We start from the raw sequence: 14,211 nt of genomic DNA on the forward strand, positions 1-14,211 counted from the left end.
ATAAAAAATAAAAAATGGAGGGAATCAAAATGGCAAATATTTTAACAAGATTTAAAGATATAATGGCAGCAAATGTAAATTCGATGCTGGATAAAATGGAAGATCCAGAAAAAATGATTGACCAATATTTGAGAAATATGGAGCGAGATCTGTCGAGTGTAAAGGCTGAAACAGCGGCAGTTATGGCAGTTGAAAGTTCAGCTAAAAGAAAAGTTGAAGAGTGTAAAGAAGAAATTTCAAAAATGGAAACTTATGCTAAAAAGGCGCTAAAATCTGGGAATGAAAGTGATGCAAGATTATTTTTACAAAAAAAGGAAACTTTGACTACGAAACTCCAGACGCTTGAAAAAGATTGCGAAATAGCGGTGGCAAATTCTGCAAAAATGAGGGAAATGCACGATAAATTGGCGGATGATATTCAAAAGTTATCAGAAAAAAGAACAGAAATAAAAACAAAATTAAAAATTGCAAAGACAACAGAAAAAGTAAATTCGATGACTTCAGCGTCAGGGCTTAACGGAAATAAATCGGCATTTGAAAGAATGGAAGAAAAAGCGAATAAAATGCTTGATGAGGCAAATGCTAAAGCGGAATTGAATACACCTAAAAAAGATGAAGTTGAAGATTTGATGAAAAAATATGACGATGAAAATTCAGATGAAAATAAAGGATCTTCAGCAATTGACGAAGAATTGGAAAAAATGAAAAAAGAATTGGGATTATAATTTTGAATAATAGTATTATCAATTCTTCAATATTATTTATTTGATTTGTAAGAAGAAATTTTATTTTTAATAAAAAAATTTTATAAAAATTAATTGAATTTTTTAGAAAGGAAATAAAAATGGGACTATTTGGAAAACAACTGGCAAATGTGATAGAGTGGTACGAATATAACGAAGATACACTTTTTTGGAAATGGTCAAACAACGAAATTAAAAAAGGCTCAAAACTTATACTAAAACCAGGGCAAGATGCGATTTTTCTGCATAACGGAAAAATTGAAGGGATTTTTGAAAATGACGGTGAATACGATATTCAATCGGAAATAATACCGTTTTTGTCCACTTTAAAAGGGTTTAAATTTGGGTTTAATTCAGGACTTAGGGCAGAAGTGATATTTGTCAATACAAAAGAAGTTACGATAAAATGGGGAACTAAAAATGCGATAAGTATTCCAGCAGCAGGTCTTCCGGGCGGAATGCCAATAAGAGCTTTTGGGACAATGTCTTGCAAAGTTGACGACAATCAAGTTTTGATTGAGAAAATTGCAGGAATAAAACAGCAATTTGGGATTGAAGATGTGAAAGAGAGAGTTTTGTCGATGTTAGACCAGCTTTTGATGAAGTGGATTGTAAGAGAAGGAAAGGATATGTTCAATCTTCAGGCAAACGCTTCTGAAATAGGTTCTGGAATTCAGACGGACTTAGATTTGGAAATGAGAAAAATTGGACTTGCAATGACAGGTTTTGCGGTTTCAAGTTTTAATTATCCAGAAGAAATTAAAAAGATGCAAGAAAAAGCTGCGGCTCAAAGTATGGTTGGCGATGTGAATAGATATACCCAAATGGCTATGGCTGATTCGATGGCAAATGGAAGTGGAAGCGGTGTCGCAGGAGATATGGCTCAGATGCAAATGGGAATGATGATGGGACAGCAAATGGTCAATCAAATGAATAATAACGGTGTAAATAATCAAAATTCAAATAATAATGCACAACAAGAAAATACTTCAAACGGAACTGTTCCAAAATTTTGTCCAAATTGTGGCACAAAAACGAATGGTGCAAAATTTTGTCCTGAATGTGGAACAAAATTGTTCTAAAATTTTCTAATAAATTTTTTGATTAAAATAAAAAATAAAAAAACTGCACTTTTATCTTATTTTTAAGATTTTTGTGCAGTTTTTTTTATCAAAAAAATTTATTTTTCGTTTAAAACTTTTTTTTCGTGCTCAATATCTTTTGGTCTCATTTTTATGTCGTAATGACTGACAACGCTCTTAAACTTGTCTAAAATTTCTTTTTTATCAGAAATTTTCATATTATCCATACTCAGAAGAATGTCTTTTAAAGTTGCATCAAAACTTCGGATTGACTGTGTCAAAAGTAGTTTTTTCTTAAAGTGCGGCTCTTTTTTTATGTCGTCAAAGTCAATAAAAACAATGTTTTTAGTCTTTGGGTCAATCATAAAATTGTTTAGATTAAAATCTGTATGAAAATAATTTTTTTGTAAAAATGTGTATTCAAATTTATACCATAAGTCAATTGCTTCAAAAAATTTTTGCTTGTCGTTTTCATTTATCAAATATTTTGAATATTCGACAAAGTTTCCTGAAAAAGTTTTATCTACATTTTCCGAGCAAACTAAAGTTTTTACCGAAAATGGACTATTTTTTATCTTTTCGTAACTCAAAACTTTCATAAAATTCCAAGTTGGGAAATCTTTTTTCAAATCTTCATATAAATTATAACTATTTTCCCCTTTTTCTTTGGAGAGTTTTAAAAAAATCCGAAGCGCTTTAATTCCTTTATAATTATAAAACTTTTTATAAATATTTTTTTTTTTAAAAATTCGTGAGTTTTTTCTTCTTTAGTAAAAATTTCTACATCGTTATTTTCCATCATAAATACCCTTTCTTTTTCTGAACCTCTCACGACTGAAGTTGTGAGGTTCTTAAGTACTATTTAGTTTCTTTTGAATATCTAGTATTCAAACTCTAGCTAATTTCCTTAAGACTTTAATGGACAAGCTCTCCACCAAGAACATTAGCGTCCTGTTGGCTCGATTCAAAACCAGTTTTATTATACCATATGTATTTAACTATTTCAAATTTTTTCGTTGCCAAAAAATATGTCATTCATCTCATTCCTTGCGTCGGGAGTGTTCTGGCATAACTCATAAAAATTTTCAAAAGTTATTATTATAATTCATAAAATATTTATAAAAAATTCAAATTCTCATAATTTATTCGCTTAATTTCGTATTTTTTAAATAAATATTGTAAAAAAGGTTGAAATATCGGCAAATATGTTTTAGAATATATATAAATAAATTTTTAAGGAGGCAAAGAAATGAAAAGTTTAAAAAATGATTTTTCTTTAATGTCAAGTTTGTTAATACCTGTGGCGGTAGCTATTAATTTTGCGGGTTTTGGAATTGTTAAATTATTGCAAATTCCAATATTTTTAGATTCGATTGGATCGGTATTTATTAGCCTTATTGCAGGGCCTTGGGTTGGAATAGTAACAGCGGTTATTACAAGTCTTATTACTGGAAGTTTTTCTCCTGAATATTTTGCTTTTATACCAGTAGGAATATGTAATGCTCTGGTTGTAGGATTAGCAGGAAAAATAAAAACTAAAAATTTAATAACTAAGACAATCATAGTAAGTTTGGCATTAGCTTTAACATCAATACTTGTATCTATTCCTATAATTATTAAAGTTTATGGTGGATTTACAGGAAATGCTTCATCTACAGTAGTAGTTTTATTCAAAAGTTTAGGATTTAGTTTAGGACAGGCAGTTGGGATAGCTACTATGTTGACAGAAGCTACTGATAAAATTGTAACTACAATAATTTCTATGTTAATTATAAAAAGTATGTCAGATAGATATTTAATAAAATTTAAGTATGGTGGAAATTATATTTACAAAAAAAATGGAGAATAAAAAATTATGATTAAAAATTTTTTGAAAAATTTATATCCTCTTACAAAATTTTATTTGGCAGTATCTTTATTAATTTCAGCATTTATTTTGCCAAATTATATTTATGGATATTTATTGATATTAATTTGTGGAATTATTGTCTATTTTTATGGAAAATTAGGAATTTATCTAAAAAGAGTATTTTTTAGCTTGTTTTTTTTAACTTTAATTATATTTGCTGTACAGGGACTTATGATACCTTCTAATGAGATTATGGCAAAATTTGGTTTTATTACAGTATATAAGGCTGGAATAATAACAGCGGCAAAGCTAACTTCTAAAATTTCAGCTTTAGTTTCTACTGTAACGATGCTGACAATAGTATCAAAAGCTAAAGAATTTACAGTAGCTCTAGAAAAAAAAGGACTTAATTCAAAAGCTGCATTTATACTTCTCTTATCGCTTCAAATGATTCCTGAAATGAAAAAACAGTCAGATGTTATTATGGATTCACAGCGTTCAAGAGGTGTGGAAACTGAAGGAAATGTTTTCGTTAGATTTAAAGCGCTTTTACCTGTATTTATTCCGCTTGTGCTAGGTTCGATTGTAAATACAGAAGAAAGAGCGATTACGCTAGAAGCAAGAGGTTTTTCAATAGGAGAAAAAAGAACGATATTGGATGAATTAGAAGAGACAAAAAATGACAAAATTATAAAAATGATACTTGTGATTTTTTTAATTTTATGCATTGCTTGGAGGATTTTATGGGTATTGAAATAAAAAATTTTAGTTATAAATATCCGTTGGAAGATAAGAATGTTTTAGAAAATTTGAATTTAAAAATCGAAACAGGCGAGTTTTGGGCGATTGTTGGAAAAAATGGAAGCGGAAAAACAACATTTTGTAACGCTCTTAGAAGATTTGTGCCAGATTTTTACAAGGGAGAAGTGACTGGAAAAATTGTAATTGATGGGAAAAATTTGAAAGATTTTAATCCAAAAGAACTTGTGACAAAAGTTGGTTTTGTGTTTCAAAATCCATTTACACAAATTAGCGGAGTAAAAGATACAGTTTTTGAAGAAATTGCTTATGGTTTGGAGAATCTTGCAGTTGAAAAGGAAAAAATAATAAAAAGAGTAAATGAAACATTGAAATTACTTGAAATAGAGCATTTGAAGGATAAAAATCCGCAAGAGATGTCTGGAGGTCAAAAACAGCGTGTTGCATTAGCTTCAATAATCGTGATGGACCCTGAAATATTAGTAATTGATGAACCAACTTCACAGCTTGATCCAAAAGGAACGCAAGATATTTTCAAAATAATAAATATTATGGCTAAAAAAGGAAAAACGATAATTTTAGTGGAGCATAAATTGGAATTGATTGCAGAATATGCTGAAAAAATTGTAGTTTTGGATGAAGGAAAAATAATTTTAAGCGGGGATAAAAAAGAAATTTTAAATAATAGACTTCTTGAAGAAAAGGGAATAGGAATGCCACAATATTCAAAACTTGCTTACGAACTTATAAAAGTGGGAAAAGCTAAGTTTGAAGAAATTCCGATAACCAAGGGAAAGACAGTGGAATTATTGAAAAAATAAAGTAACAAAAAATAAAAATTGTTAAGCAAATCTTAAAAATATTTGTTAAAAAGGAAAAATTATGGAACCAAAAGATTTGAAAAATAGAATTGTGCTTGTAAAAGGCGATATTACCGAATATCCAGCTGATGTAATTGTAAATGCTGCAAATTCTTCTTTACTTGGAGGAAGCGGTGTCGATGGTGCGATTCATAGAAAAGGCGGGAAGGAAATAGCCAAAGATTGTCAAAAAATACGAAATACTCAAGGAAAATGCGATGTTGGTAAAGCTGTTATTACAAGAGCAGGAAATATGCCTTTCAAAAATGTAATTCACACAGTTGGACCTGTCTGGCAGTCAGGAAAAAATAATGAAGCAAAATTATTTGCAGAAAAGTTGTTAAAAAAAGCCTATATTTCAAGTTTAGAATTGGCTGAAAAAAATAAATTAAAAAATATTTCCTTTCCAAATATTTCGACAGGAGTGTACAGATTTCCAAAAGATTTAGCTGCAAAAACAGCTATTAATGCTGTAGTAGAATATTTGGAGAAAAGCGATTTTATAGAAAAGGTAAATTTTGTATGTTTTGAAAATGAAAATTTTAAGATTTATCAAAAATTACTGGAAGAGAAAGGGATTTTATGAAAGAAGGGAAACTGAAAAAAATTATAAAAATAGACTGGACTATATTTTATTCCAAACCAAGAATACAAATTTTAGGAATTTTAATATTTTTGGATATAATGTTGCTTTTCTCAGTTAAAAAAGAAATGGAAAAAGGCTTTAGCGTGTCTTCTGTTTCAACTTTAATAGTTTTATTTATACTATTTGTCTTATTAAATGGATTGTTTATTTTTTATTACAAAAATAAATTTCCTAACATAGAATTTTATGATGATTATTTTATTTTCAAAAAAGAGAAAGTGTATTATGAAAATTTAAAATATTTTTTCTTTAAGGATAATAGAGTATTTCAAATGAAGAAGTTTTCTAAAATTTTGTATAAACCTGATGGTGGTAATTGGAAAAAGATAGACGGAAGCGGGTATGATTATGACTTATTTTCAGTATTTCAAAAATATTTTTTAGAAAAAAATTTTTCAAAAGCAGTAGAAAATATTGAAAATGGCGGAGTTGAGATTTTTCCATTTCAAAATCAAGATTTTGTGAAAAACAAATTTTTATTTTCAAGTGAAGAAGGATTGCAGGAATTGACTCAGATTTTTGAAAGTTCTCCTAAAATACAAGTATCGAATAAGTCTGTAACATTTGATAATGAGATTTATGATTGGGAAAATTATAATATTGAATTTGAAATTGGCACAATTACAGTAAGTGATTTGAAAAAGAATACGATTCTTGAAATTGAAGCTAAAAATACAGTAATTTGTCAGGAAATTTTATTAAAAAAATTAATAGAAAATTTTGATAAAAAATATCCTAAATTCTATTAGAAAATAAGAAAATTTAGAAAGTGAGAAAGGGAAATTTTGATGAAAAGATGCTTGTCAGGCTTATTAGGAATTATTTTGTTATTTTTTGTAATGACAATTGTTTATTGCCTATACTGTCTTTTTAAAATATTTGTTAATAAATACATACCTTTTTTTGAAGCGCTGATTTTTTTAGGGATATGTAGTGGTTGGACATATGGATTAAATAGATATGATAAAAAAAATTTTGAAAAAGAAAAAGATAATAGTAGAAGCAGATTTGCACCAAAAGAAAAGAAAGAGCCTTCAAATAAAGAATTGCTGTCAGTACTTTTTCTCGCATATATTCCAGCAATTATAACAATTTATCTTGGAAATGCGACTGAACTGGCATATTTTATAAGTTCAACTAAGAAAACAAAATTTACAGCAGAGTTTTTTTATTCGTTAAATGAAATTTTTAATCAACAATTTTTTTACAGAAATTTATTAATAATATCAGTAACTTTTATAATATTTGGGACTTTTTTTAGTTTTAGAGCAGTTACAGAATATATGAAGAAGAAAAAAGAAGAGCTGGAACAATAGAATAATTATTAAAGATAATTGTTTAATAAAATTTTTGAAGGAGAGGCAATTATGAGTTTTATTACTGTTAAAAATTTAAGTTTTAAATATCCGAGCGGAACTGAAAATGTGCTTAATGATATTTCTCTTAAAGTTGAAAAAGGCGAAAAACTTGCAATTATTGGACAAAATGGAGCTGGGAAGACGACTTTTGTGAAGATGTTAAATGGACTTTTAAAGGCGGAAAAAGGAGAAGTGATTGTTGACGGTTGGAATACTAAAGATTTTTCTGTGGCTAAGATGAGCAAAAAGGTCGGATATGTGTTTCAAAATCCGATGGATCAAATCTTTCATAACAATGTTTTTGACGAAATTGCCTTTGGAGCAAAAAAGTTAAAATATTCTAAGGAAAAACTTGATAGCCTTGTGGAAAAAGCGATGAAACTTACCAAACTTAGTGAGTTTAAAAAGGAAAATCCTTACAATCTTCCCTATTCGATGAGAAAATTTGTAACTATTGCGTCCATCATTGCTATGGACTGTGATGTCGTAATTATGGATGAGCCAACTGCTGGACAGGATTATTTTGGTATGCAAGTTTTGCACAATTTAATTGAAGGATTGAATAAAGAAGGGAAAACTGTAATTACGATAACTCACGATATGGAATTTGTTGTGAATAATTTTGACAGAATAGTTGTTATGACAAATGGAAAAATAATTGCAGATGGCGATAAAAGAGATATTTTTTGGGATTTGGAAATTCTAAAAAAAGCTATGTTAAAACAGCCAAATATAAGCGACTTGGCACGAGAAATTAATCTAAATAAAAATATCCTGTCAATTGAAGAATTTGTGGAAAGTTATTAGTTTTACTGGGGGTGAGAGTGTGAGTTCATATTCTTTGCTTTACAAAAATATTGATGAAATAAAAATTAAAGGAGTCACAAAAATAAATCTTCCAAAATTAAAAAAATTAGGAATTTTTTCACTTTATGATTTATTTTATCATTTTCCGAGAGCTTATGAAAATAGAGATAATTATAAAAAGATAAACGAAGTTTTGGATGAGGAATTTGTCATTTTAAAAGGGACGGTTGTAAATATTGTAAGTAGATTTGCTAAAAGAGGAATGGTTATGGTGTCGGCAGTTTTAAGTGACGAGACTGGAATGATGGAACTTCTCTGGTTTAACAACCGCTATGTGAAAAATAATGTAAAAGTTGGAAATGAAATTATGGTTTACGGAAAAGTTAAAAAAGGGATGAAAATGCAAATTATAAATCCTGAGTATAAAAAAATTGATGAAGAGTATTTTGAAACTAAAAAAGAAAATCAAATTTTGCCAATTTATCCGTCTACAGAATCTTTAAGACAAATTTCCATAAGAAAAATTATTGAAGCTGCACTAAATAGCTATGGATATTTGCTTTATGAAAATATGCCGAATGAGTTTTTAAAAAAAGAGAAAATTATTGGTAGAAAAGAAGCGATGCTAAATATTCATTTTCCAGAAAGTGAAGCAAAAAAGGAAGAAGCACAAAAAAGATTTATGTTTGAGGAAATTTTACTTCTGGAAATGGGAATTTTGCAAAGCAGATTTCAAAGTGAGAAAAATAATAAAAATGTTTATAAATTGGAGGATAAAAAGAGCCTTGTCTCAAAATTTATAAAAAGTTTGCCGTATGAACTTACAAAAGCTCAAAAAACTGTAATAACGGAAATTTATAAAGAACTAAAAGCTGGGAAAATTGTAAATAGACTTATTCAAGGTGATGTCGGTTCAGGGAAAACGATAGTTTCTTTTGTAATTCTTCTCTACATGATTGAAAATGGCTATCAAGGTGCGATAATGGCACCGACGGAAATTCTTTCAATTCAGCATTATTTGGGAATTATAGATGAATTTTCAAAACTTGACATAAGAGTTGAGCTTTTAACGGCAAGTGTTAAAGGGAAAAAAAGAGAAAAATTACTTAATGAGATAAAAGAAGGACTTGTAGATATTGTGATTGGGACACATTCTTTAATTGAAGAAGATGTGGTTTTTAAAAATCTTGGATTAATTGTAATCGATGAACAGCATAAATTTGGGGTAAGACAGAGAAAATTACTAAGAGATAAAGGAAATCTGGCAAATCTTATAGTTATGAGTGCGACTCCGATTCCCCGTTCTTTAGCACTTACAATTTATGGAGATTTGGATGTTTCGATAATTGATGAATTGCCGAGCGGTCGCTCTCCAATTAAGACTAAATGGATAAAAGATGAAATTGAAAAACGGAAAATGTATGATTTTATCGACAGAATGATAGAAAAAGGAAGACAAATTTATATTGTTTCGCCATTAATTGAAGAAAGTGAAACTTTGAATGTAAAATCGGCTCAGGAAACTTTTGAAGAATATAAAGATATTTTTCCTAATAGAAGAATAGATATTATTCACGGGCGGCAAAAATATAAGGAAAAACAGGAAGTTATGGAAGAGTTTAAAAATCATAAAATTGACATTTTGGTGTCGACAACCGTTATCGAAGTTGGAGTGAATGTGCCAAATGCGACAGTTATAGTAATCAGGGATGCACAAAGATTTGGACTTTCATCGCTTCATCAGTTGAGAGGGCGTGTCGGTCGAGGAAGCCACAAATCCTATTGTTTTTTGGAATCCAAAACGAATAATGAAGTTTCGGTAAAAAGACTGGAAGTTATGGAAAAGACGACAGATGGGTTTAAAATAGCTGAAGAGGATTTAAAACTGAGAAATTCGGGAGAAATTTTGGGGATAAAGCAAAGTGGTGTATCAGATATGGTTTTTACCGACATTGTAAGAAATGTTAAAGAAATTAAAAAAGTTCATGATTTTGTCATTTGGTATTTGGAAAAAAATAATGGGCAAATTGAGAATGAGTTTTTGAAAATGGATATTTATAAAAAGTTTTTCCGTGCAGAATAAGAGTAAAATTATAAAAAAATAGTGTTTTTTATAATAGAAAAGGGTCTTTATCCCTTGTAAAAAAAATAAAAAATAAGGAGAATTTTGTGAAACAGTATGTAGCGGATTTCGGGCTGTTAATAGTCGGAATATTGTGGGGACTGGGTTTTGTGTTTGTAAAAATTGGGTTAAATACGGGAATTAATCCATTTTATCTGTCGGCATTAAGATTTTTAGTCGGAGGAATTTTATTTTATCTCGTATTTTTAAAAAAAATGAAAAAATTTAGAAAAAAAGATATTGTTGCGGGACTTGTTGTAGGAATTTTTCAATTTTTTGGTTACGCTTTTCAAACTTACGGCGCAATGCTTACAACGGCTAGTAAAAATGCTTTTTTTACTTCGATAAATGTGATAATTGTACCGTATATCTTTTGGATTTTACACAAAAGAAAGCCAAAAGCGATGACTTTTATTTGCTCCGTTATCTGTGTAATTGGAATTGGAGTCATAAGTTTTGATAAAAATTTAAATTTGTCTGACATTAATTTTGGAGATATCTTGACAATAATAAGTGCGATATTTTTTGCGTTTCAAATAGCAACAACTGGATTTTTTTCAAGAAAAGTTGAGCCGTTAAAATTAATTTTTTTGCAAATGATATTTGCTGGAATTCTATTTGTAATAAATTTTTTTATTTTTTCAAATCCTGGAGAAATTTCGGATTTAAAAGGAATGGCGCTGATTTCAGTCGGTTATTTGACAATATTTTCCACGATAGTTCCGACACTTTTGCAAACGGTCTGTCAAAAATTTACAACGTCGACACGAGCTTCACTTTTGATGTCGACAGAATCACTGTTTGCACCAATGTTTGCATTTTTTTTATTGGGCGAAGTCCTAAGCTTGAAGGTAATTATTGGAGCTGGAATAGTTTTGTTTTCAATAGTTTTGTCAGAAATTTAAAAATTATAATTAAAAAAATTTGACTTTTTTGAAAAAATATTATAAAATTAATTATAATAATTACAAAATTATAATAATTTTATATATAAAATTTGGAGGTAAAAATGGACTTTAGCTTAAATTTAGGTGTTTTAGACGAAGGAAAACTACAAAAAATTGATGAAAATAAACTTTATGACGTGGCTGTTATTGGAGCGGGACCAGCAGCGGTCTCTAGTGCGATTTATGCGGCTCGTAAAGGTTTAGCTGTTGCGATGGTTGGAGTAAAAGTTGGAGGACAAGTTTTGGACACAAATGAAATTGAAAATATAATAGGAACAGTTTCTACAACTGGAAGTAAATTTGCCGAAACTTTGCACAATCATTTAAAGGAGTATGAAATTGCGTTTAAAGAAGGGCATGTTGTAAAAGAAATTTTGCTTGATGGAAAAGATAAAATTTTTGTTACTGACGATGGAAAAAAATATAAGACAAAAACTATAATTTTAGCAACTGGTGCAAAACCTAGAAGTCTTAATATTCCTGGAGAAGCTGAATATGTTGGAAAAGGAGTGCATTACTGCTCAACTTGTGACGGACCTTTTTACAAAGGACTTGATGTCGCTGTAATTGGTGGTGGAAACTCAGGCGTGGAAGCTGCACTTGATATGTCGGGAATCGCAAAAAATGTTACATTAATTGAATTTATGCCAGAATTGAAAGCCGACAAAGTTTTACAGGAAAAATTGGCACAGCGTGAAAATGTGAATGTAATTTTAAATTCAGCAACTACGGAAGTTTTAGGAACAGAATTTGTGGAAAATTTAAAATATAAAAATCGAGCTACAGACGAAGAAAAAACTTTAAAATTGGACGGAATATTTATCGAAGTCGGACTTTCTCCAAGCAGTGAAATTGTAAAAGATTTAGTTGAATTGAATAAAGTGGGGGAAATTGTAATAAATCCATTAAATAATGAAACTTCGGTGGAAGGAATCTTTGCTGCAGGAGATGTTACAAGCATAAAACAAAAACAAATAATTGTTGCAATGGGAGAGGGTGCAAAAGCAGCACTTAGCGCATTTGATTATTTAATCACAAAATATTAATAAAATTTTTTAGACTTATGAAGTTTTTCATAGGTCTTTTTTTTTGATAAAATCTCTAATAATATAAAAATTTTATGTAAAAAAATAAAAAACTACATTAAACAAAATAACATTCTGTAAACAAAAATAAATAAAAAATATTGAAATTAAAACTTTTCTTTAAATATTTTATTTCATTTTAAATTTCTAATTTTCTTGCTAAACATTGAAAATTATTATATAATTAACCTATAAAAAACAAAAAAATATATTTTGGAGGGCAAAATGAAAGAGAGAATTGTTATAACTGTTATTGGAGAAGACAAAACAGGAATTGTTGCAAATGTGTCGACAAAATTGAGTGAGCTAAAATTAAATATTATTGATATAACTCAAAAAGTTTTTGAAGATAATATTTTTGCTATGATAATGTTAGTGGAAGTTGAAAAGAATGTAGATATTAAAAAATTGCAGGAAGAATTTAAAGTTTTTGAAGGAAAAATCGGAGTAAAAGTATTTTTGCAGCATGAAGAAATTTTTAAAACAATGCACAGAATATAATTTTAGAAAGAAAATTAGGAGGGAAAAATGAATTTATTACCAGACGAAATACTGGAAACAATAGATATGATAGAGATGCAAAATCTGGATGTGAGAACTGTTACAATGGGAATCAGCCTATTGGACTGTATCGAAACATCGGCTGAAAAAACAGCTGAAAATATTTACAACAAAATTGTAAAAAATGGAAAAGATTTGGTAAAAATCGCAGACGAAGTGGCTAGTAAATACAATGTCCCAATCGTAAACAAAAGAGTTTCTGTTACACCGATTGCAATAATTGGAAATGCTACAGATGCGACTGATTACACTATTTTTGCAAAAGCGTTAGATAAAGCTGCAAAAGAAATCGGAATTGATTTTATCGGTGGATTTTCGGCACTTGTTGATAAAGGGTTTACAAAAGGGGATTTGAGATTGATTGAAAGTATTCCAGCTGCACTTTCTCAAACTGACCGTGTTTGCTCTTCAGTAAATGTCGGTTCGACAAAGTCAGGAATCAATTTGGATGCAGTAAAAATGATGGGAAAAACTGTAAAAGAACTGGCTAATTTGTCAAAGGAAGCAAATGGACTGGCAGCGGCAAAATTTGTTGTATTTACAAATGCTGTGCCTGACAACCCTTTTATGGCTGGAGCATTTCACGGTGTAGAAAATCCCGATATCGTGCTAAATGTGGGAATAAGTGGACCTGGAGTTGTAAGACACGCACTTGCAAACATTTCAAAAACTGCTAAAATCGACGAAATTACAGAGGCTATAAAAAAAGTTAGTTTTAAAATCACAAGAATGGGAGAATTGGTTGGGAAAGAAGTTGCAAATAGGCTTGGCGTTGAATTTGGAATAATAGATTTATCACTTGCACCAACTCCAGCAGTTGGAGATAGCGTGGGAAATGTGTTGGAAGAATTTGGCTTGGAATCTGTCGGAGCATATGGGACAACTTTAGCACTTGCAATTTTAAATGATGCCGTTAAAAAAGGTGGAGCTATGGCTGCGACTCGTGTTGGAGGATTGACAGGAGCATTCATTCCGGTAAGTGAAGATCAGGGAATGATAGAAGCCACAAGTAAAGGACACTTAAATCTTGAAAAATTAGAAGCTATGACTTGTGTTTGTTCAGTTGGACTTGATATGATAGCAATTCCTGGAGATACGACAGAAGCTGTTATCTCTGGTATAATAGCTGATGAAATGGCAATTGGAATGGTAAACAGTAAAACTACGGCAGTGAGATTAATTCCAGTTCCAAATAAAAAAGCTGGAGACAGAGTCGTATTTGGAGGACTTCTGGGAGAAGCTGACATAATTGACATAAATAATTTGGACTGTTCAGTTTTAATAAATCGTGGTGGAAAAGTTGCGCCTCCAATTCAAGCTTTGAAAAATTAATTTGGGGATAAAATAATATATTTGTTTGTATATAAAAATTATTTAAATATTTAAAGAAAA

Annotated in this window: 15 protein-coding genes; 14 read left to right on the forward strand and 1 reads right to left on the reverse strand. The window is 29.8% G+C overall.

Features of this window, described 5'->3' with window-relative positions; all coding sequences use genetic code 11:
• Positions 1 to 29 precede the first annotated feature (29 nt).
• The gene (locus AB8B22_RS01000; protein WP_369711242.1) at positions 30 to 725 is read left to right on the forward strand and encodes a PspA/IM30 family protein; all 696 of its coding nucleotides are present in this window, start codon (positions 30 to 32) and stop codon (positions 723 to 725) included.
• Between the two features lie 119 nt (positions 726 to 844).
• The gene (locus AB8B22_RS01005) at positions 845 to 1,825 is read left to right on the forward strand and encodes an SPFH domain-containing protein (protein ID WP_369711243.1); all 981 of its coding nucleotides are present in this window, start codon (positions 845 to 847) and stop codon (positions 1,823 to 1,825) included.
• A gap of 98 nt (positions 1,826 to 1,923) precedes the next feature.
• On the opposite strand, the gene AB8B22_RS01010 is transcribed toward AB8B22_RS01005, so the two are convergent.
• A complete protein-coding gene (locus AB8B22_RS01010; RefSeq protein WP_369711244.1) occupies positions 1,924 to 2,424 on the reverse strand; it encodes a hypothetical protein in 501 nt (166 codons plus the stop codon).
• Positions 2,425 to 3,074: 650 nt separating this feature from the next.
• On the opposite strand from AB8B22_RS01010, the gene AB8B22_RS01015 reads away from it, so the two are divergent.
• The 12 genes from AB8B22_RS01015 to AB8B22_RS01070 all read left to right on the forward strand — a co-directional run bounded on the left by AB8B22_RS01015 (position 3,075) and on the right by AB8B22_RS01070 (position 14,151).
• Entirely contained in the window at positions 3,075 to 3,674 is a 600-nt protein-coding gene (locus AB8B22_RS01015) for an ECF transporter S component (RefSeq protein ID WP_369711245.1), read from the forward strand.
• A gap of 6 nt (positions 3,675 to 3,680) precedes the next feature.
• Positions 3,681 to 4,433 (forward strand): energy-coupling factor transporter transmembrane component T, encoded by a 753-nt coding sequence (locus AB8B22_RS01020; RefSeq protein WP_369711246.1) that lies wholly within the window; start codon positions 3,681 to 3,683, stop codon positions 4,431 to 4,433.
• Positions 4,418 to 5,254, forward strand: a complete 837-nt coding sequence (locus AB8B22_RS01025; RefSeq protein ID WP_094079343.1) for an energy-coupling factor ABC transporter ATP-binding protein — start codon at positions 4,418 to 4,420, stop codon at positions 5,252 to 5,254. The genes AB8B22_RS01020 and AB8B22_RS01025 overlap by 16 nt, the downstream gene beginning before the upstream one ends.
• Positions 5,255 to 5,315: 61 nt before the next feature.
• Entirely contained in the window at positions 5,316 to 5,879 is a 564-nt protein-coding gene (locus tag AB8B22_RS01030) for a macro domain-containing protein (RefSeq protein ID WP_369711247.1), read from the forward strand.
• The gene (locus AB8B22_RS01035) at positions 5,876 to 6,688 is read left to right on the forward strand and encodes a hypothetical protein (protein ID WP_369711248.1); all 813 of its coding nucleotides are present in this window, start codon (positions 5,876 to 5,878) and stop codon (positions 6,686 to 6,688) included. Before AB8B22_RS01030 ends, AB8B22_RS01035 begins: the two co-directional genes overlap by 4 nt.
• A 39-nt stretch (positions 6,689 to 6,727) precedes the next feature.
• The gene (locus AB8B22_RS01040) at positions 6,728 to 7,255 is read left to right on the forward strand and encodes a hypothetical protein (protein WP_369711249.1); all 528 of its coding nucleotides are present in this window, start codon (positions 6,728 to 6,730) and stop codon (positions 7,253 to 7,255) included.
• Positions 7,256 to 7,306: 51 nt separating this feature from the next.
• Positions 7,307 to 8,104 carry an energy-coupling factor ABC transporter ATP-binding protein gene (locus AB8B22_RS01045; protein ID WP_094079339.1) on the forward strand — a complete coding sequence of 266 codons (798 nt, stop codon included), beginning with the start codon at positions 7,307 to 7,309 and terminating at the stop codon, positions 8,102 to 8,104.
• 19 nt (positions 8,105 to 8,123) lie between these two features.
• Positions 8,124 to 10,187 carry an ATP-dependent DNA helicase RecG gene (gene recG / locus AB8B22_RS01050; RefSeq protein WP_369711250.1) on the forward strand — a complete coding sequence of 688 codons (2,064 nt, stop codon included), beginning with the start codon at positions 8,124 to 8,126 and terminating at the stop codon, positions 10,185 to 10,187.
• 86 nt (positions 10,188 to 10,273) lie between these two features.
• Positions 10,274 to 11,131, forward strand: a complete 858-nt coding sequence (locus AB8B22_RS01055; RefSeq protein WP_369711251.1) for a DMT family transporter — start codon at positions 10,274 to 10,276, stop codon at positions 11,129 to 11,131.
• Between the two features lie 104 nt (positions 11,132 to 11,235).
• Positions 11,236 to 12,219 (forward strand): FAD-dependent oxidoreductase, encoded by a 984-nt coding sequence (locus tag AB8B22_RS01060; RefSeq protein ID WP_369711252.1) that lies wholly within the window; start codon positions 11,236 to 11,238, stop codon positions 12,217 to 12,219.
• A 264-nt stretch (positions 12,220 to 12,483) separates the two neighbouring features.
• Positions 12,484 to 12,759 (forward strand): ACT domain-containing protein, encoded by a 276-nt coding sequence (locus AB8B22_RS01065; RefSeq protein ID WP_068156222.1) that lies wholly within the window; start codon positions 12,484 to 12,486, stop codon positions 12,757 to 12,759.
• A 27-nt stretch (positions 12,760 to 12,786) separates the two neighbouring features.
• A complete protein-coding gene (locus AB8B22_RS01070; RefSeq protein WP_369711253.1) occupies positions 12,787 to 14,151 on the forward strand; it encodes a PFL family protein in 1,365 nt (454 codons plus the stop codon).
• Positions 14,152 to 14,211: the final 60 nt, after the last annotated feature.

The organism is Leptotrichia rugosa (assembly GCF_041200005.1).
GTDB lineage: Bacteria > Fusobacteriota > Fusobacteriia > Fusobacteriales > Leptotrichiaceae > Leptotrichia > Leptotrichia rugosa.